The organism is Bordetella sp. FB-8 (assembly GCF_000382185.1).
GTDB lineage: Bacteria > Pseudomonadota > Gammaproteobacteria > Burkholderiales > Burkholderiaceae_B > Bordetella.
In genome coordinates, this window is sequence record NZ_KB907784.1 from 494,150 (window position 1) to 512,336 (window position 18,187).

The window sequence follows — 18,187 nt, forward strand, 5'->3', positions numbered from 1 at the left end:
ATGCGTGGCGTGCAGTGAAAACTCAGTTTGCGGTGATGTGCGCGCTCTTGATGATGGGCGTCCAGCGAGCGTCCTCGGAGGCTAGGTAGCGGGTAAACGCCTGTGGCGTGCTGCCGCGCGCCTCGGTGCCCAGCGCATCGAAGCGCTTGACGATGTCGGGCTGATTCAGAATTCCGATGAGCGCCTTGCTCAACTTGTCCACGACCTCCTGCGGCGTACCCTTGGGCGCCAGCAGACCGGTGAAAGTCGACGCCTCCATGCCTTGTATGCCGGCCTGGGCGAACGTGGGCACGTCGGGCAATTGCGGCACGCGGTGGGCCGTGGTCACGGCCAGTGCGCGCAGCTTGCCGGCCTTGATGAAAGGCGCCGCCACCGAAACCTGGTCGAACTGAAAATCCACCTGCCCGCCCAGCAGGTCGTTGGTGGCGGGGGCATTGCCCTTGTATTGCGCGGTGATCCAGCGCGCGCCGGTGATGTGCTGCAGCAGTTCGCTGAGCAGATGATTGCTCGTTCCCGCCCCTGGCGAGGCCATGGTCAGTTTGCCCGGTTCTTTCTTGGCCAGTGCGATCAGATCGGCCACGGACTTTACCGGTAGGGAAAGCTTGGTTTCCAGCACCATCGGCGTAAAAGAGACCGAACTGATCGGTTCGAAATCCCGCTTCCATTTGTACGCGTCGGGGCGATTGAAGATCAACGGACTGAACAGCAGCGGTCCGTTGGCGGCCATGAACAGCGTGTAGCCGTCGGGGTTGGCGTGCGCGACGAATTCGGCCGCGATCATGCCGCCCGCGCCGGCCCTGTTCTCGATGATGACCGGTTGCCCCAAGGCGGCTTGCAGGCCGGGGCTGATGAGGCGGGCGGCCACGTCCACATTGCCGCCCGGCGGATAGGGCACGATGATGTCGATCGGTCTGTCCGGCCAGGCGGCATGGGCCAGCGTAGTCAGGCTGACAAGCGCGGCGGCGGCGCACGTTTTAATCAGAAAGCGGCTGAACATGATGGTCTCGTCTCCAATGTGTCGGTCTTGTGCAGAGAACTCTAGGAATTCGCGCCGGCGGCGACAACGCAAAAATCATGAAAAAGTCCGGAATATGGACTTAAATTGGGATTAGTCGCCAGGCACTCTTTCGATTCAACTCGACAAGCGCCGAAAATAGGCTCGGGGATTTGTTGACCTCGCCTGCCATCGGTTTCTCTCAAAAGTTCAATATCTGGACGTCTGGATAAGACCTATTCCCTATGCGTATCGCCGCGCCCGAGCTCACTCCGGAACAGACCTACAAACTCTTGAGCGGCATCGTCGTGCCGCGTCCCGTCGCCTGGATTAGCAGCCTGGGTCCGGGCGGCAAGGTCAATCTGGCGCCCTTCAGCTGCTTTACTTTTGTCTCGAATACGCCGCCCATGTTGGGCGTCAATATCGGCCGCAAGGCGGGCGTGCGCAAGGACACCGCCCGCAATATCCTGGAGCGTCGGCATTTCGTGGTGAACCTGGGCGACGAGACCCTGCTCGATGCCATTCATGCGAGCGCGCAGGAGTATCCGCCCGAGGTCAGCGAGGCGGAGCTGCTGGGCCTTGACGTCGTCCGCAGCGAAGCAATCGGCACGCCGCGCCTGGCCGCCACGCCCATCGGCATGGAATGCCGCCTTCACAGCGTTACGCCCTACGGCGACACCGGCGCGGAATTTTTCGTCGGCGAAGTGCTGGTTTTCCATATACGCGACGGCCTGGCCCAGGATGGCAAGATCGATACCGAAAAATTGCGCCCGGTCTGCCGCATCGGCGGCCCCAACTACGCGACCCTGGGGCGCATCATCACCCAGCGGGCGGTCAGGCAAACGCCCAAATCGGTGATGCCCGGCAGCCGCACAGACCAATGATGCGGCGCGTTACGGGAATTCCTTCATGACCGATTCCATCGGCGACGATGCTCCCGGCGGCGCCCAGACCGTACGCCGCGCCATGGCCGTCCTGCGCCTGGTCGCCTGCAGCCAGGAACGTGGCGCGCGCCTGATTGACCTGGTGCGCATGTCCGGCCTGAACCGGCCGACAGTGCACCGGCTGCTCAGGACGCTGATCCTGGAAGGCGCCATCGAACAGGACCCGCATACTCGGCGCTATCTCATCGGCCCGGAAATCAGTTTGCTGGGTCTGGCGCGCACCCGTCGTTTTCCGCTGCTCACATTGGCGGACCCCTATCTCACCGAACTTGCGGACCAGGTCGGCGATACAGTGTTTCTGAGCATACGCCACGGCCACGATTCGATCTGCATAGGCCGGCGTACTGGAAATCACTCTATTCAAGTCCTATCGATCGAGGTCGGTGTGCGCCGACCGCTGGGCATCGGCGTTTCCGGTGTGGCCTTGCTTGCCAGCCTGCCCGAGAAGGAAAGCGCGGCACGGGTGGCCGCCAATGCCGCGCGCCTGGCGGTCCTGGGCGAAAATCCGGCGGAAATATCCGCACGCGTTGCCAAGGCGCGTTCCGCGGGCTTCTCACATGCTCCCATCGGACTGATGCCAGGCACCAGCGCAGTGGCCGTTCTCGTCCCAGGTCTGCGTGGCTCGGCGCTTGGCGCAGTGACAGTCACCGCCATGGCCGAACGGCTGGCGCCGGACAAGCTCGGCCGCGTGGTGGCGCTCATGCGGGCCGCCGCCCAGGCCATTTCGCGGCGTCATGAAGAAATCGAGCTGCGGCGGCCGTGATGCAATTCAATGCCGGGATTTCGATCCCGCCCGGCGCGGCGCATAGTGCCTCTGCATGCTGCGCAATACCGTACTCACCCGCGGCGCCGTATCCGTCTGCCGCCTGATCACCTGGCTGACCGATCGCGCCGCGTGCGCGAAGGCGAATGCGTGGGCCTGGGCACGCCCATCAAGCTGTCGCGCACGCCGGGGGGACTGCGCAGCCTGCCGCCGGAACTGGGCGCGAGCAACGACGAGTACGGATGGTGATGCGGCGCCAGATATTCGACGTGCTTTACTCGAACGGATTGCCAGGCTTGTTCGCGGCGCTTGCCAGGTCGGACGCTGCATCCGCAAGGTTGTATTCGCGCTGCACGGCCTGCAGCACCGCCGCGATGTCGCGCTCGAAACCGGCCGCGTTGCCCAAATGCGTCATGGCCCAATTGCAGCCGGTCTTGTCCGGCTCGGCCAGGAGCGCGGGCCGCGGCACGCTGATTTTCACGCCCTCTTCGACGACCGCGGGCAGACGATCCAGGCGCTTGCGGACTTCTTCCTGAAGTCTCGATGCGTTGGCCGTTTTGCGGATCATGGGCGCCTCCTCGGGCTTGACGATTCTGTCTTTATTGAGACTTACGAGGCGGTAGGCGGCGCCGGCCGTCTCGAACGCGCAGTATCGCATCCCGAAAAATTGTCGAAACAGCCGTGGGCTTGCTGCATCAAGATCACACAGCGCTTCACCTTGGCAGTAAAGATCGCCTCCCGGTCGATATCGACCACCCAACATCATCCGGGCTCCAGCATAGAATCGAGGCTTACCCCGGTCCGCCCTGCACGCTCATGCGCCTGCGTCATATCGAAATCTTCGAAGCCATCCGCCGCACCGGCTCCCTGACCGAAGCCGCAGCCACGCTGCACATCACGCAGCCTGCGGCCAGCAAGCTGCTGGCCAATGCCGAGGCGCATCTGGGCTTCAAGCTGTTCGAGCGCGTCAAGGGCCGGCTGGTGGCCACCCGCGAGGCCGAGATCCTCACGCCCGAGATCGCCCGCCTGAGCCAGGACCTGAACGGCGTGCGCAAGTTGGCCGCGAGCCTGCGCGAGCGCCCGCACGGCCACCTGCGGCTGGGCTGCGCACCCGCGCTGGGCCTGGGGCTGCTGCCGGGGGTCATCCGTGCCAGCCGCGAAACCCGGCCCGGCCTGACCTTCGACATCCAGACCCGTCACAGCGCGGAACTGGTGCAAGGCCTGCTCACGCGCGAACTGGACCTGGCCGTGACCTTCGACACGCACGACTACCCCGGCCTGGTGCGCGAGGAGATCGGCCATACCGAACTGGTGAACCTGGGAAGAAAACCGGGCGAAGGCCCGGTCAGCCTGAAACAGCTATGCCAGGACGCGCTGATCATGCTCGATCCGCGCGATGCCGCGGGCGCGCTGCTGCAGATGGCCCTGGACGCGCAGGACCTGGAAGCACCGCAGTCCGTGCAAGTACAGACCCACTACGTGGCCTGCGCTCTGGCCGAGGCGGGCTGCGGCCAAGCCATCGTCGACGCCATCACCGCCCGCGCCATGTTGCGCCCGGGCATGCGGCTGCGGCCCATCGCCCCCGCGCTGCGCGTGCCGATCAGCGTGATGCGGCGCGGCCACGACGCCATGTCGGGACTGCACCACGAACTGATCGCCGCGCTGCGCGAGGCCTGCGTCAATCCATCTTGATGTGCTGCCTGGCCACCACGTCCCTGGCCCAGTCGTACTGCTCCTGGATCTCCTTGGCGAACGCCTGCGGCGTATTGCCCGACGGCGCCGAGCCCTGCTCGTCCAGCGCCTTGACGATCTTCGGATCCCTCAGGGCGACCACGGCGGCATTGCGCAGTTTTTCGACGATGTCCATGGGCGTGCCCTTGGGCGCCAGCAGGCCGTACCAGACGGGCTGGTTGAGCACCGGGTAGCCCAGTTCCTTGAAGGTCGGCACGTCCTTGATGGCGGGGATGCGCCGGGGCCAGGCGATGGCCATGGCGCGCAGGTTGCCCGCCAGGACCTGGGGCATGGACGAGGGCAGATTGTCGAAGTCCATGTCGACGTGGCCGGCCACGGTATCGGACACGGCCGGCCCCGAGCCCTTGTAGGGCACGTGCACGATGTCGGCACCCGTGGCCATCTTGAAGGACTCGCCCATCAGGTGCAGCACGCCGCAGGTGCCGGAGCTGGCATAGGAGAACTTGCCGGGATTTTTCTTGATCAGATCGAGGAATTCCTTGAAGTCCTTGACGGGCATTTTCTTGGGATTGACCGTCACGATATTGGCCGTGTTGGCGAAATTGGTGACCGGCTGGAAATCCTTGATCGGATCGTAGGGCAGATCGCGCGGACGGCAGGCGGGGTTGACCGCCATGGTCGACACGGTGGCGATCGACAGCACGTAGCCGTCCGGCGCGGCGCGCGCCGCCTCGGCTGCGCCTACCGCGCCGCCCGCGCCGCCCTTGTTCTCGACCACCATCGCCTGGCCCAGTTCAGCGGCCATGCGCTGCGTGACCAGGCGCGCGATGATGTCGGTGGAACCGCCCGCCGCGAACGGCACGATGACGCGGATGGAATGCTCGGGATAGGCGGCGTGAGCCGGGGTGGCGATGCCGGCCAGCAATGCGGCGGCGCCGGTCAGCGCCAAAGCGGGGACCAGGGGACGAACTTTGATCATGGATATCTCCGATGCGGTCATGCGGATCCATCAAGGACCGCACATGCCGCGTGTTTTAAGTGGTTTGCTCAAATGGCTTACTCAAGGACAAGGCCCGCGCCCTCGCGAAGCGACGGGTGTCCTGTGTCCGAGAATAGCAGCAAACCTCTTTAAACACGTAGCGCAGAAGCCCTCTCGCATCTGCTTGCGCTCGCCGCGCCGCGGCAGCTCAATGCCCCGCGCAGGTCATGTCGGCCGGCACAACCCAGCGGTCGAACTCTTGCGCAGTCAGATAGCCCAGCGCCAGCGCCGCCTCTTTGAGCGAGGTGTGCTCCTTGTGCGCCTTCTTGGCGATCTGCGCAGCCTTGTCGTAGCCAATGTGCGGATTGAGCGCGGTCACCAGCATCAACGAGCGCTCGACCAGCTCGGCGATGCGTTCGCGGTTGGGCTCGATGCCGGCGGCGCAATGATGATCGAAGCTGGCCATGCCGTCGGCCAGCAGCCGCACCGACTGCAGGAAATTGTGGATCAGGAGCGGCTTGTAGACGTTGAGCTCGAAATTGCCGCTGGCCCCGCCGATATTGATGGCCACGTCGTTGCCCAGGACCTGCGCGGCCAGCATGGTGACCGCCTCGCATTGCGTGGGGTTGACCTTGCCCGGCATGATGGAGCTGCCCGGTTCGTTCTCGGGAATGCCGATCTCGCCCAGGCCCGAGCGCGGGCCGCTGGCCAGCCAGCGCACGTCGTTGGCGATCTTCATCAGTCCCGCGGCCAGCGTCTTCAAGGCGCCGTGCGCGAACAGCAGGGCCTCGTGCGAAGCCAGCGCCTGGAATTTATTGGGCGCGGACGCAAAAGAGACGCCGGTGTCGCGCGCCAGTTCCCCGGCCACGCGCGCGCTGAACTCGGGATGCGCGTTCAGGCCGGTGCCCACGGCCGTGCCGCCGATGGCCAACTGATGCAGGCCCGGTAGCGTGGCGCGGATCTGCTGCTCGGCCAGGTCCAGCTGAGCCACGTAGCCGGACAGCTCCTGCCCCAGCGTGAGTGGCGTGGCGTCCTGCAAATGCGTGCGGCCTATCTTCACGATGCCGTAGTAGGCATGGCTCTTGGCCGCCAGCGTCGCAGCCAGGGCCTTGAGCGCCGGCAGCAGGTGACGCTCCACTTCGAGCGCGGCCGCCACGTGCATGGCCGTGGGAAAGGTGTCGTTGGACGACTGGCCGCGATTGACGTGATCATTGGGATGGACCTTGCGCGCCTCGCCGCGCTCGCCGCCCAGCAGTTCCGAGGCGCGGTTGGCCAGCACCTCGTTCATGTTCATATTGCTCTGCGTGCCCGAGCCGGTCTGCCAGACCGACAGCGGAAATTCGTTCGGCCATTGGCCGGCGATGACTTCGTCCGCCGCGCGCGCGATGGCATCGGCGATCGCCGGGTCGAGTTCGCCCAGCTGGGCATTGACCCGGGCTGCCGCGCACTTGAGCCGCGCCATTGCCGTCACCAGGGCCACCGGCATTTTCTCGGTCGAGATGGCGAAGAAATGCAGGGAACGCTGGGTCTGCGCGCCCCAGAGATGCTCCTGGGGGACCTCGATGGGACCGAAGGTGTCGTGTTCGACGCGGGTCTTGCCTGTAGTCATGATGTTCTCCGGTAAGCACGCGGCCGCTCCCTATAATCGCGGGCGCATCTTCTGTTTTACACCCCAAGGCCCTGAACTCCGATGACCGAACCGCTCGCCCTGCGCTCCCTGCGCCTGCCCGACGAAGCCGCCACCGATGCGCTGGCCGGCCGGCTGGCCCCCCTGGTCAGCGGCGCGGCCGGACTGCCGGCCGGGGGCCGCATTCACCTGCAGGGTGACCTGGGCGCGGGCAAAACCGCCTTTGCCCGGGCACTGTTGCGCGCATGCGGTATCAAAGGCCGGATCAAAAGTCCTAGCTATGCCCTGCTTGAATCCTATAAAATTTCTAACTTATACTTGTATCACTTTGATTTTTATAGATTTAGCGATTCGCGCGAATGGCTGGATGCAGGGTTTCGCGATTTGCTGCGCGAGGATGCGGTAGTTTTGATCGAATGGCCGGAGCGGGCTGGCAGCCTGCTGCCCCCGCCCGATCTGCTGATTTACCTGTCCTATGCGGAGCCTGGTCGTGATGCAACCCTCGCAGCCCACACTGCCCGAGGTCTATCATGGTTGAACGCGCTTGCTCTGTCGCCCCCATCAACGCCACCCGCCGCCGGTTGATCAGCGCCGGCACGGCGTTGCTGGTGCTGCCCGTGGTGCCTGGCCTGGCGCAGGCCGCCACGCTCCTGGCGGTACGCACCTGGCCCGCCGACGCCTACACACGTGTCACGCTCGAACTCGATAGCGAGCTCAAAACCCAGCATTTCACGCTCGAACACCCGGACCGCCTGGTGGTCGACATCGATGGCTTGACAGCCAGCCACGCGCTCGACAAGCTGATTTCCGAAGTCCGCCCCAACGACCCCTACATCAAGAGCCTGCGCGTCGCGCAGAACCGCCCCAATGTCGTGCGCCTGGTGTTCGACCTGAAGCAGCCCGTGGCGCCGCAGGTCTTCACGCTCAAACCGGTGGCCGACTATCAATACCGCCTGGTGCTGGACCTCTATCCCAAGGTTGCGCAGGACCCGCTGCTGGCCGTGCTGAACGGCAAGCAGGCCGGCCCCGACGTCGACGATCCGCTGGCGCACGTGCTCGATCAGATCGCGCGCAGCGAACAGCAGAACGGCGAAGCCGCGCCGGTCCCTTTGGTCCGGGGCCAGACGGCTCCACGCGATCCGGTCCTGCCGTCCGTCGCCCTGGACGAGCCGCCGATGACCTCGCGCCCCGGGCGCAAGCGCATGCTGACCATCGCGGTGGACCCCGGCCACGGCGGCGAGGATCCCGGCGCCATCGGCAAGAGCGGCCTGTACGAGAAAATTGTGGTGCTGCATATCGCCGACCGCCTCAAGTCGATGATCAACAGCCAGCCCAATATGCGCGCCTACCTGACGCGCGACAGCGACTTCTTCGTACCGCTGAACGTGCGCGTGGAAAAGGCCCGGCGTGCCGGCGCCGACCTGTTCGTCTCCATCCACGCCGACGCCTTCATCAAGCCCTCGGCACGGGGTTCGTCGGTCTTCGCCCTGTCCGAACACGGCGCGTCCAGCGCGCAGGCCCGCTGGATGGCCAACCGCGAAAACAGTTCGGACCTCATCGGCGGCGTCAATCTGGGCGCGCACGACGCCCAGGTCGCCCGGGTGCTGCTCGATCTGTCCACCACCGCGCAGATCAACGATTCGCTCAAGCTGGGCTCGGTCTTTCTGGGCGAACTGGCCAAGATCAACCGCCTGCACAGCCATCAGGTCGAACAGGCGGGGTTCGCCGTGCTCAAGGCGCCCGACATTCCCTCCGTGCTGGTCGAATCCGCGTTCATCAGCAACCCCGAAGAAGAAGCGAAGCTGCGCACGTCCGTCTACCGGGAACAGGTCGCGCAGGCGCTCATGGAGGGCATCAACCGTTACTTCACCAGCCATCCGCCGCTGGCGCGAACCGTGGCCGACGCGACCTGAGGCGCCGACAGACCCGGGGCCGTCAATCGGCCCTAAGGCGAATGGCACTTACTGGAAGTCGTATCCGAGGCCGTGCTGCAGCGACAGAGGCGGTAGATTTTTTCAACCTCCTGGCCGGCGAGGAGTTGCTGAGGTTGACCGATGAGCTCAGTCTGGCACACCGGGCATGAGTGTGAGAACGGGCGGTTACTGGCGAAGACGTTCGGTCAAGCGGGTCGATGGCACGGGGATTTCGATGCCCGATACGCCGTCCAACCAAGCCCGCTTCCCCCAGCCGAACTCTCAGGGTTCAGGCGTGGGCTTTCCCTTGGTCAATCTGGTGGCGGTCATTTGCTTGGCCACCGGTGCTGGTGTGCAGGCGGCCGTGGGCCCCTACGCGGGCAAAGGCACAGGTGAGTTGGCCCTGTTTCGCGAGTTGCAATCGACGTTCTGTCGACATGATGTGATGCTGGCCGATGCGCTTTACTGCAACTACTGGTTGATTGCCACGATGATTGCCGCGGGGGTCGATATCGTCATGGCGCAGCACGGATGCCGGCACACTGACTTCCGACAGGGCAAGTCGCTGGGTAAACGCGATCACCTGGTGACCTGGTCCAAACCGGCAAGCCGTCCGGCCTGGATGACGCGCCAGCAGTATCAAGCATTCACAGCGCTCGGTCGCTCGCGAGTGCCTCCAAAAACTCCGGCAGGCTCCTCGGTCACGCTAAAGTAAGTGCCATTCGCCCTAAGACCTGTTAACACTAGAAGGAGGAGCGGGTCGCCATGGCCCGCTCGAAGCTGCCCGATATCTCGCCCGCGAGCGCGGACAAGACCTGGATTTCGCCCAGGCTCAGTTCCCGTGAGCACGGCATTTCGCCCCAGGAACCGCACATCATCGCGATGCACTTGCCCTGCAGATGCACCGGCACCAACAACACCGAGCGCGCATTGGGGAATTCGGTCGTGAACCAGGCCGGCATGCGGTGGCTGACGCTCGGCCTCTTGACGTCGAGCCAGAGCGTGGGTTCTTTTTTGGTCACCACCAGATGGAAGATGTCCGGCACGAATCCCGCGTCGAAGGAGAACTTATCCAGACGCTCGCGTATGCCCGGCCCGAATCCGAACCGGGCGATGTAGCGGCGGGATCCCGGATGCAGCAACATCATGAACCCTGTCTTCAGGTTCAGCGCGTTCATGATGCTTTCCACGACCCAGGGGGTGAGCGCGGTCGTGCCCAGGCCAGGCGCCTTCTCGCGGATTTCCTCGAGCGCGGCCTCCAGCCTGGCGACCGCGTCCTGCGGCCTGTCGAATTCCGGTTCGCTCACCGAGGCCACCGGTATTTCGTTGTCCGAGTCGATCTCCAGCTTCAGCGCCTGCGTCTGCTCGAGCGCCTCCTGCACGATGATCGGATCCAGGGCCAAATTCTCGGTATATTGCAGAACGAAGAGGGATATCTCTTCATCGCTGGCGTCGACCTCCATCATCGACACGACGCGGGAAGACAGCGCCGCAACCGCTCCCAGCCATTCGCCGTGGGATTGCGGCGTCGACGCATCGAGATCGGGCAGGTCGGCCTGCATGCAATTGCGGATCTCGTTGGGCAGGTTCCACTGCTGCGCAGCCTCTTGCGCGATTTCCTCCAGAGTGGCACCCAGAATCTGCCGGCAGGCATCGCTCTCGGACAAGGAGGGATCGGCCGCCAGCTTGGCCTGGACCCGCGCCCACTCGTCTTCCAGATAGAGCACCACCAAGAGGCGCGAGAGCTGGTACATCAAGGTGCAGAGCACAGCCTCCTCGGAAGGTTGCGTGCCGTGCGCGATCGTCATTTTTCGCGTGAATTCGGCTGCCATCTGGGCGCGCACGATCACCTCGCGCGCATCCTCGCGGCTACCCGCTGCGCTCTGGAACTGATTCAACAGCTGCAGACTGAGTCCCAGGTATTCCACCGTGTCCACGCCCAGCACCATGATGGCGCGCGACACCGTCGTGACATCGCCGCCCATCGTGCGGTACATCGCCGAATTGGCAAGGCGCAAAACCTTTTGCGAAAAGGCGAAATCGGACAGCACCAGCGACGTCAGATCGGTCACGCTGGCCTGTTCGTCCTGCAGCGAACGTATGATGTGCTCGGCCGAATGCTGCAAGGAAGGAACATCCCCGCGCACGCTCATCCGCTTCCACAACTTATCGATGACTGTTTTTTTTCTGGTCATCAGAAGATTCGGAAGAGGGAAGAGCCACGGCCTCGTCCTTTGGGCGAGATCACTTCCTGATTTGCGGCGAAATGTTCGAAATTTTCCGGCGGCAGGGCCTTCGAGAACAACCAGCCCTGGATGTACTGACAGTCGCGCTCGACCAGAATCGCAAGCTGCTCTTCGGTCTCGACGCCTTCCGCGACGACGGAAAGATCGAGCTCGCGGGCGAGCGACAGCATCGCCGAGACGATCGCGCGATCATGGCCCGATTCCAGGATGTCGCTCACGAAACTACGGTCGATCTTGATCTCGGAAATCGGAAATCGTCGCAAGTACGACAGGTTCGAATAGCCGGTGCCGAAATCGTCGATGGCAAACCGCACGCCGAATGCGTGCAGCCGGGACAGGATGGCTTCGGTCTGCTCCGGATTCTTGATCAGCGTGCCTTCGGTGATCTCCAGGACGAGGCGGCCCGGATCGATGCCCGACTCCCGCACCGCGCTCATCACCGATTGCGAGAACGCCGGGTTCTGGAATTGAACCGGGGAGACGTTGACCCCGACGTAGGCGAGCGAAATCCCGCGCGCATCCCAGCGGGCCAGTTGCGCGCACACCATGCGCAGCGCCCAGCTGCCCAGCAGATTGATCAGGCCGTTGTCCTCGGCCAGCGGGATGAACGCCGTCGGCGGCCTCTGGCCATGGGGATGATTCCAGCGCATCAGCGCCTCGGCCGCGAGCACTTCGCGGGTACGGGCATCGACGATGGGCTGGTAGTACAGCTCGAACTCCCCCGTCCTGATACCCGAGAGCATGTCCTGCTCCAGCGAGAATGCCTCCGCCTTCACTTTCTCGAAATCCGGCGAATAGAACACGAATTGGTTCTTGCCGCGCTCCTTGGCGCTGTACATCGCCAGGTCGGCGTGCTTGAGAAGCTGGCTGCTCTTGAGTCCGTCTTCCGGGTAAAGGGCGATGCCGATGCTGACCGTCACGCGCAGCTGCTGGCCGGCCACCGAAAACGGCCGCTGCATCGCCGCAATGATGCGCGCCGCCAGGCGATCCCACGCATCGGCTGCGTCCAGTTCGCCTGCCACAAGAACGAACTCGTCCGCGCCCAGCCGGGCGAACACGTCGTCTTTATGCAACTGGGCCTTCAGGCGCTTGCCGACCGCGTGCAGCAAGGCATCGCCTATATCGTGGCCCAAGGAGTCGTTGATGCGCTTGAAACCGTCCAGGTCCAGCATCATCACGGCGAAAGCCTTGCCCGACACCATGTCATTATCGATGGACTCGATCATCCACTCGCGCAGGTGCGCGCGGTTGGACATGCCGGTCAACGGATCGCGGCGGGACTCGTCGCGCAGCTGACGCTCCGTTTTCACCCAGAGCGTGACGTCGTAGCCGAACACATCGAAGCGCGGTTCTTGGTCGCCGTCGGCGTTGGCCGCCAACTGCACGAGCAGATCGAGCCAGCAGCAGCCTTCCTCGGCCAGCAGAAACGGGAGCACCCCTTTCTGCGGTTCGCCCGTCGACAGCACGCGGTTCACGAGTTCCTGGAGCTCGCCCGCATGCTCGGGCATGACCAGGTCGCCCAGGCGTACCTGGGCCAGATAGGCGGCGGGATAGCCGAGCAGGCTGGCAGCGGATGCGGCGGCCGCCAGCAGGCGCGTGCTCGAGTCGATATGGACGACGAAAGCGGGACTATGCGCGACGATGACCGCGAGCTGGTCGTCCTTCAGTTTCGGCAGTGTCTTTTCGGCGGTTGATGCCATGGGCCTCGAAGCCGGGCTCATCTCATTTCCTTCGAGCCAGTTTGACCAGTACGCCCAGACCCACGGGCACCGCCGCGGCGGCCAAGCCAACCAACACGATGGTATTCAAATGCACTTTGATGAAGGGAATGTTACCGAAGAAATACCCCGCCAGCACCAGCAACAGCACCCACAGCAGCGCGCCAGCCACATTGAAGACCTGGAAGCGCGCAAAGGACATTTCGGCCACGCCCGCCACGAACGGCGCGAAGGCGCGAACCACTGGAATGAAACGCGCCAACACCAGAGCCTTGCCGCCGTGTTTTTCATAGAAAACATGCGTGCGCATCAGCGCATTGCGGTCCAGGAAGCGCCAGTCGGCCGTATAGACCCGCTTGCCGATCGTGCGCCCGATGAGAAAATTCACCGTATTGCCCAGGATGGCGGCAAGCAGCAGCAGCACGGTCACGAGCCCCACGTTCATGCTGCCCGCGGCACCGAATGCGCCAGCGATGAAAAGCAAGGAATCCCCAGGCAGAAACGGCATTACGATCAAGCCCGTTTCAGCAAACACGATCAGGAACAACACCAAATAGACCCAGGCGCCGTACTGGTTAACCCAAACGCCTAGCGTCTGGTCGATGTGCAGAATCATGTTCAGCAAATCAGCCATAGCAATATCTTGCAAAAACAAAAGGTTATGGACTATACCTTAAGATTCGAACGAACACCTTGGTTCTGTGGGTTTGGCGCCACCCTGCGGATAAAATGACCGCATCAACCCTAAGCGCATCCCCATGTCCGACCGCCGTCCCATTGCCGCCCTACCCGACCTGCTGATCAGCCAGATCGCCGCGGGCGAAGTCATTGAACGGCCGGCCTCGGTGCTCAAGGAACTGCTGGAAAACGCCGTGGACGCCGGGGCGCGCGCCATCGAGGTGCGCCTCGAGGGCGGCGGCATCAAACGCATCGCCGTCTCCGACGACGGTGGCGGCATCCCGCCCGATGAGCTGCCTTTGGCGCTGATGCGCCATGCGACCAGCAAGATTCGCGACTTGGCCGAACTGGAATCGGTCGCCTCCATGGGGTTTCGCGGCGAGGCGCTGGCCTCCATCGCCTCGGTGGCGCGCCTGACTCTGATCTCGCGCACGCGCGCGGCCGACCATGCCTGGCAGATCGAAGCCGGCAGCGCGCAGGCCTGCCCCGCATCCGGCCCGGCCGGCACGACGGTCGACGTGCGCCAGCTGTTCGACGCGGTCCCGGCGCGCCGCAAGTTTCTGCGCTCCGAGGCCACCGAGTTCGGCCACTGCCTGGACATTCTCGAGCGTATCGCCCTGGCCCATCCAGGAATCGCCTTCCGCCTCTTTCACAATGAACGTCCCCAGCGACAGTGGCTGCCCGCCGATCCCGGCCAGCGCATACGCGACGTACTGGGCGAGGACTTCACCAGCCAGGCACTGCCGCTGCGGCAGGCTGCCGGCGCGGTCGCCCTGGCCGGCATGGTGTCGCGCCCCACCGCCTCGCGGGCGCGCGCCGATCGGCAATACCTGTACGTGAACGGCCGTTACGTGCGCGACCGCACCGTCAGCCACGCGCTGCGCACGGCTTATGCCGACGTGCTGCACGGCGAGCGCCAGCCCGCCTACGTGCTGTACCTGGACATCGACCCCGCCGCGGTGGACGTGAACGTGCATCCCGCCAAGCACGAAGTGCGCTTTCGCGACAGCGGCGCGGTGCACCGCTTCGTCGGCCAGATCGTGGGGCAGGTTTTGGCACAGACCGGCGGGACTCAGACGGGTTCGGCGATCGAAGCGGCAGCCTCTCCGGATGCCGCGCCTGTGCCTGATGCCCACGCCGGCCTGGGCGCCCAGGCGTTCGGCCAGGCGCACTATGCATCGGCTGCGCCGGCTCCGCGCCCGTACACGCAGGTACCCTTTCGCCTGCAGGAGCCGGCCGGGGTGCCCGTGCGCGACTGGCAGGCGCTTTATCGTCCGCTGGGCGATACCGCCCCCGCCGCGACAGACGGCGCGGCTTTGCCGCCCGGTTATGCACCCGCCCCCGCCCCGCACGAGGCACCGCGGCAACCCCTGCCTGGAGCGGCCCTACCTAGAGCGGCCCTACCCGAAGGCGAGCTGCCGCTGGGCATGGCCCTGGCGCAGTTGCACGGCATCTACATCCTGGCGCAGAACGCGCGCGGCCTGGTGCTGGTCGACATGCACGCTGCCCACGAGCGCGTGGTCTACGAACAGCTCAAGCGCGAGCTGGACGCGCGCAGCCTGCCGCGCCAGGACCTGCTGGTGCCCGTTGTTTTTCACGCCACCGAGAAAGACGTGGCCCTGGTCGAGGAAAACCAGGACCAGCTTGCCGGACTCGGTTTCGAAATGCGGCCTGCCGGCCCGGCGTCCATCGCCGTACGCTGCGTGCCGGCCATGCTGGCGCGCGGCGACATCGAAACTCTGGCTCGCGCCGTGCTGCGCGACCTGGCCGCCGTGGGCGTCTCGCGGCTGCTCACCGAACAACGCAACGAACTGCTTGCCACCATGGCCTGCCACGGTTCGGTGCGCGCCAACCGCAGGCTCACCCTGGACGAGATGAACGCCCTGCTGCGCCAGATGGAAGCTACGGAGCGCGCCGACCAATGCAATCACGGCCGGCCCACCTGGATGCAGTGGAGCGTGGGCGACCTGGACAAACTCTTCATGCGCGGACAATAGGCGCGCCCTGGGCTTACCCTGATTTACATCCTTGCAGTGCAGCAATAGCCTAGCTACAGCTGTCGACAGTTGACAGGAAGGCCGCGCAATCCGCGTTGCCTTGCCGGAACACAAAGTCCCAACTGCCAGGAGATGTCCGCGTGGCGCTACATGCACTCAAGCCCTCTGCCTGCGTCCCGCCCGGCGCGGAACGCCGCGTGCGCGAAGATCTCGCCGCCGCATACCGCCTGATAGCCCTTTTCGGGCTGGACGACAGTATCTACACGCATATCTCGGCACGCGTGCCGGGCACGCACGACCAATTCCTGATCAACCCCTTCGGCATGCTGTTCCAGAACATCACCGCCTCGTCGCTGGTGAAAATCGACACCGAAGGCCGCATCGTCGAGCCGACCGAATACTCGGTGAACCCGGCCGGCTTCACCATCCACAGCGCCGTGCATATGGCGCGGCACGACGCCGAGTGCGTGCTGCACACCCACACCGTGGCCGGCGTCGCGGTGGCCTCGCTCGAGTGCGGCCTGCAGCCCTGCAACCAATGGGCGCTGCAGTTCCACGACCGGGTCGCCTACCACGAGTACGAAGGCATCGCCCTCGATCACGGCGAGCGCGAACGCCTGACGGCTGACCTCGGCCCCACGGCCAAGGCCATGATTCTGCGCAATCACGGCTTGCTGACCTGCGGCGGTTCGGTGGCCGAGGCGCTCATTCTCATGCTGAACCTGGAGCGCGCCTGCCGCGTGCAGATGGCCATCCAGGCCAGCGGTCAGGCCGTCCATCCCCTGCCCCGCGAGGTCTGCGAATTGACCGCCCGCCAGTACGAAGCCTGGGACACGCAGGGCCAGCCCACCGGCAGCGATCCCTATCAACGCGAATGGCAGGCCCTGCGACAGCGACTGGAACCGGCCGTGTCGTCCTACCGGGACTGAGGCCGCAAGCCTCTCCCTTTTGGTTTTCTCCGATCGCGGCCCGTGCCACGCACGACCGCGCTGGTCTTTGTGTTGTCGTCATTTGCCCCGAACAAGGAGCTTCAAGCAATGAAACGTCGCCAATTCATCCAGATGGGAACCGCCGGCCTGGGTCTGAGCATTGCCGGAGTTCCCTTGAGCACCCTGGCCCAGAACCGTGCTGGCGGAACGCTCAACGTCATCGTGCAGCCCGAACCGCCCGGCCTGATGATGGGCATCGTGCAGAACGGCCCCACCCAGATGATCGCCGGCAACCTCTACGAGGGCCTGCTGCGCTACGACGAAAATCTGGTGCCGCACCCGCACCTGGCCACCGGGTGGACCGTCAGCCCCGACAAGCTGACCTATACCTTCACGCTCAAGCCCGGCGTCAAATGGCATGACGGCAAGCCCTTCTCGGCCGACGACGTGGTGTTCACCGCCGCCACCTTCCTGCCCAAGACCAATCCGCGCACCCGCTACGACCTGGCCGCCGTCGACACCATCAAGGCCCTGGACCCGCTGACCGTGGAGTTCAAGCTGAAATACCCCTTCGACCCGTTTCTGGGCATCTTCGAGACCGGCACCATGCCCATGGTGCCCAAGCACATCTACGAAAACACCGACTTCCTGAACAACCCGGCCAACAACACCCCGATCGGCACGGGTCCGTACAAGTTCAAGCAATGGGTCAAGGGTTCGTACATCCAGATCACCGCCAACGCCGACTACCACATACCCGGCGTGCCCAGCATCGCCGACATCTATTTCCAAGTGATACCCGATGCGGCTTCGCGCGCGGCGGCCTTCGAGTCGGGCAAGATCGACGTGGTTCCCGGCGGCGCGGTCGAATACTTCGACGTGGAACGCCTGGCCAAGCTGCCCGGCGCAGCCGTCACCACCCAGGGCTGGGAATTCTTCGCGCCGCTTTCCTGGCTGTGCCTGAACAACCGGGCCAAGCCGCTGGACAACGTCAAGGTGCGCCAGGCGATCATGACCGCGATCGACCACGAAGCCATGACCAAGATCGCCTGGCACGGCTATGCGACGCCGGCCACCGGCCCTTTCAACAGCCACATCAAATACCACAGCGACAAGGTCGCCAAGTACCCCCACGACATCGCCAAGGCCAAGCAATTGCTCAAAGAAGGCGGCTACGCCGGCCAGACGCTACGCCTGCTGCCGCTGCCCTACGGCGAAAGCTGGCAGCGCCAGGCCGAGATCGTGCGTCAGAACCTGACACAGGCAGGCATCAAGGTGGACATGATGAACACCGACGTGGCCGGCTGGAACCAGCGCCTGAGCCAGTGGGATTTCGACATGGCCTTCAACTACGTGTATCAGTACGGCGACCCGGCCTTGGGGGTGGCACGCAACTACGTCTCGACCAACATCGCCAAGGGCTCGCCCTTCAACAACGCCGAAGGTTACGTCAACCCCAAGATCGACGCCCTGTTCATGGCGGCGGTGCGAGAGCTGGACGACGACAAGCGCAAGGCGATCTACGACCAGGTGCAGCAAATCCTGGTCGACGATGTGCCGGTGGCCTGGCTGCACGAGATCAATTTCCCGACTCTGTACCGCACCAAGGTCCAGAACCTGATCAGTTCCGCCATCGGCCTGGACGACAGCTTCGGCTACGCCAAGCTCTCATCCTGAGTCCAGGCCGCCGCGGCGCGGCGGCCTTTG

At 64.4% G+C, this 18,187-nt stretch carries 16 protein-coding genes and 1 pseudogene; 10 read left to right on the forward strand and 7 right to left on the reverse strand.

Going from position 1 to position 18,187, the window contains the following annotated elements:
* Window positions 1-22 precede the first annotated feature (22 nt).
* The gene (locus tag H143_RS0102445; RefSeq protein WP_019936634.1) at window positions 23-997 is read right to left on the reverse strand and encodes a tripartite tricarboxylate transporter substrate binding protein; all 975 of its coding nucleotides are present in this window, start codon (window positions 995-997) and stop codon (window positions 23-25) included.
* A 242-nt stretch (window positions 998-1,239) separates the two neighbouring features.
* On the opposite strand from H143_RS0102445, the gene H143_RS0102450 reads away from it, so the two are divergent.
* From H143_RS0102450 to H143_RS0102460, 3 genes are read left to right on the forward strand one after another with little or no spacing between them, the layout of a single operon-like run.
* Window positions 1,240-1,878, forward strand: coding sequence for a flavin reductase family protein (locus H143_RS0102450; protein WP_019936635.1), 639 nt, complete (start codon window positions 1,240-1,242; stop codon window positions 1,876-1,878).
* A gap of 25 nt (window positions 1,879-1,903) precedes the next feature.
* Window positions 1,904-2,701, forward strand: coding sequence for an IclR family transcriptional regulator (locus H143_RS0102455; RefSeq protein ID WP_019936636.1), 798 nt, complete (start codon window positions 1,904-1,906; stop codon window positions 2,699-2,701).
* 45 nt (window positions 2,702-2,746) lie between these two features.
* Window positions 2,747-2,950, forward strand: coding sequence for a hypothetical protein (locus H143_RS0102460; RefSeq protein ID WP_155803303.1), 204 nt, complete (start codon window positions 2,747-2,749; stop codon window positions 2,948-2,950).
* Between the two features lie 25 nt (window positions 2,951-2,975).
* Here H143_RS0102460 and H143_RS0102465 read toward each other — a convergent pair whose 3' ends face one another.
* On the reverse strand, window positions 2,976-3,269 hold the full coding sequence (locus H143_RS0102465; RefSeq protein WP_026349645.1) for a hypothetical protein: 294 nt from the start codon (window positions 3,267-3,269) through the stop codon (window positions 2,976-2,978).
* A 248-nt stretch (window positions 3,270-3,517) separates the two neighbouring features.
* Here H143_RS0102465 and H143_RS0102470 point away from each other — a divergent pair, with 248 nt between their 5' ends.
* Window positions 3,518-4,393 carry a LysR family transcriptional regulator gene (locus tag H143_RS0102470; protein ID WP_019936639.1) on the forward strand — a complete coding sequence of 292 codons (876 nt, stop codon included), beginning with the start codon at window positions 3,518-3,520 and terminating at the stop codon, window positions 4,391-4,393.
* Here the strand turns inward: H143_RS0102470 and H143_RS0102475 are convergent.
* A complete protein-coding gene (locus tag H143_RS0102475) occupies window positions 4,380-5,372 on the reverse strand; it encodes a tripartite tricarboxylate transporter substrate binding protein BugE (protein ID WP_019936640.1) in 993 nt (330 codons plus the stop codon). The two genes, H143_RS0102470 and H143_RS0102475, sit on opposite strands and share 14 nt — an antisense overlap.
* Window positions 5,373-5,580: 208 nt before the next feature.
* Window positions 5,581-6,981 (reverse strand): class II fumarate hydratase, encoded by a 1,401-nt coding sequence (fumC, locus tag H143_RS0102480; RefSeq protein ID WP_019936641.1) that lies wholly within the window; start codon window positions 6,979-6,981, stop codon window positions 5,581-5,583.
* An 81-nt stretch (window positions 6,982-7,062) separates the two neighbouring features.
* Here fumC and H143_RS0102485 point away from each other — a divergent pair, with 81 nt between their 5' ends.
* From H143_RS0102485 to H143_RS19820, 3 genes and pseudogenes are all read left to right on the forward strand, one after another.
* Window positions 7,063-7,584, forward strand: coding sequence for a bifunctional alanine racemase/tRNA (adenosine(37)-N6)-threonylcarbamoyltransferase complex ATPase subunit type 1 TsaE (locus H143_RS0102485; protein WP_019936642.1), 522 nt, complete (start codon window positions 7,063-7,065; stop codon window positions 7,582-7,584).
* Window positions 7,530-8,912, forward strand: a complete 1,383-nt coding sequence (locus H143_RS0102490; protein ID WP_026349646.1) for an N-acetylmuramoyl-L-alanine amidase — start codon at window positions 7,530-7,532, stop codon at window positions 8,910-8,912. Before H143_RS0102485 ends, H143_RS0102490 begins: the two co-directional genes overlap by 55 nt.
* Before the next feature lie 190 nt (window positions 8,913-9,102).
* A pseudogene (locus H143_RS19820) lies at window positions 9,103-9,561 on the forward strand (IS4 family transposase); the annotation flags it as partial.
* 94 nt (window positions 9,562-9,655) lie between these two features.
* Here the strand turns inward: H143_RS19820 and H143_RS0102500 are convergent.
* The 3 genes from H143_RS0102500 to H143_RS0102510 are packed head-to-tail and all read right to left on the reverse strand — an operon-like array spanning window position 9,656 to window position 13,510.
* Window positions 9,656-11,107 (reverse strand): HDOD domain-containing protein, encoded by a 1,452-nt coding sequence (locus H143_RS0102500; RefSeq protein ID WP_033365336.1) that lies wholly within the window; start codon window positions 11,105-11,107, stop codon window positions 9,656-9,658.
* Window positions 11,107-12,858: a bifunctional diguanylate cyclase/phosphodiesterase gene (locus tag H143_RS19825; protein ID WP_019936646.1), complete on the reverse strand. Its 1,752-nt coding sequence runs from the start codon at window positions 12,856-12,858 to the stop codon at window positions 11,107-11,109. The genes H143_RS0102500 and H143_RS19825 overlap by 1 nt, the downstream gene beginning before the upstream one ends.
* 22 nt (window positions 12,859-12,880) lie before the next feature.
* Entirely contained in the window at window positions 12,881-13,510 is a 630-nt protein-coding gene (locus H143_RS0102510) for a VTT domain-containing protein (protein ID WP_019936647.1), read from the reverse strand.
* Between the two features lie 124 nt (window positions 13,511-13,634).
* On the opposite strand from H143_RS0102510, the gene mutL reads away from it, so the two are divergent.
* From mutL to H143_RS0102525, 3 genes are all read left to right on the forward strand, one after another.
* The gene (gene mutL, locus H143_RS0102515) at window positions 13,635-15,551 is read left to right on the forward strand and encodes a DNA mismatch repair endonuclease MutL (RefSeq protein ID WP_019936648.1); all 1,917 of its coding nucleotides are present in this window, start codon (window positions 13,635-13,637) and stop codon (window positions 15,549-15,551) included.
* Between the two features lie 140 nt (window positions 15,552-15,691).
* On the forward strand, window positions 15,692-16,480 hold the full coding sequence (locus H143_RS0102520; protein ID WP_019936649.1) for a class II aldolase/adducin family protein: 789 nt from the start codon (window positions 15,692-15,694) through the stop codon (window positions 16,478-16,480).
* A 108-nt stretch (window positions 16,481-16,588) separates the two neighbouring features.
* Window positions 16,589-18,157, forward strand: a complete 1,569-nt coding sequence (locus H143_RS0102525; protein ID WP_019936650.1) for an ABC transporter substrate-binding protein — start codon at window positions 16,589-16,591, stop codon at window positions 18,155-18,157.
* Window positions 18,158-18,187 lie beyond the last annotated feature (30 nt).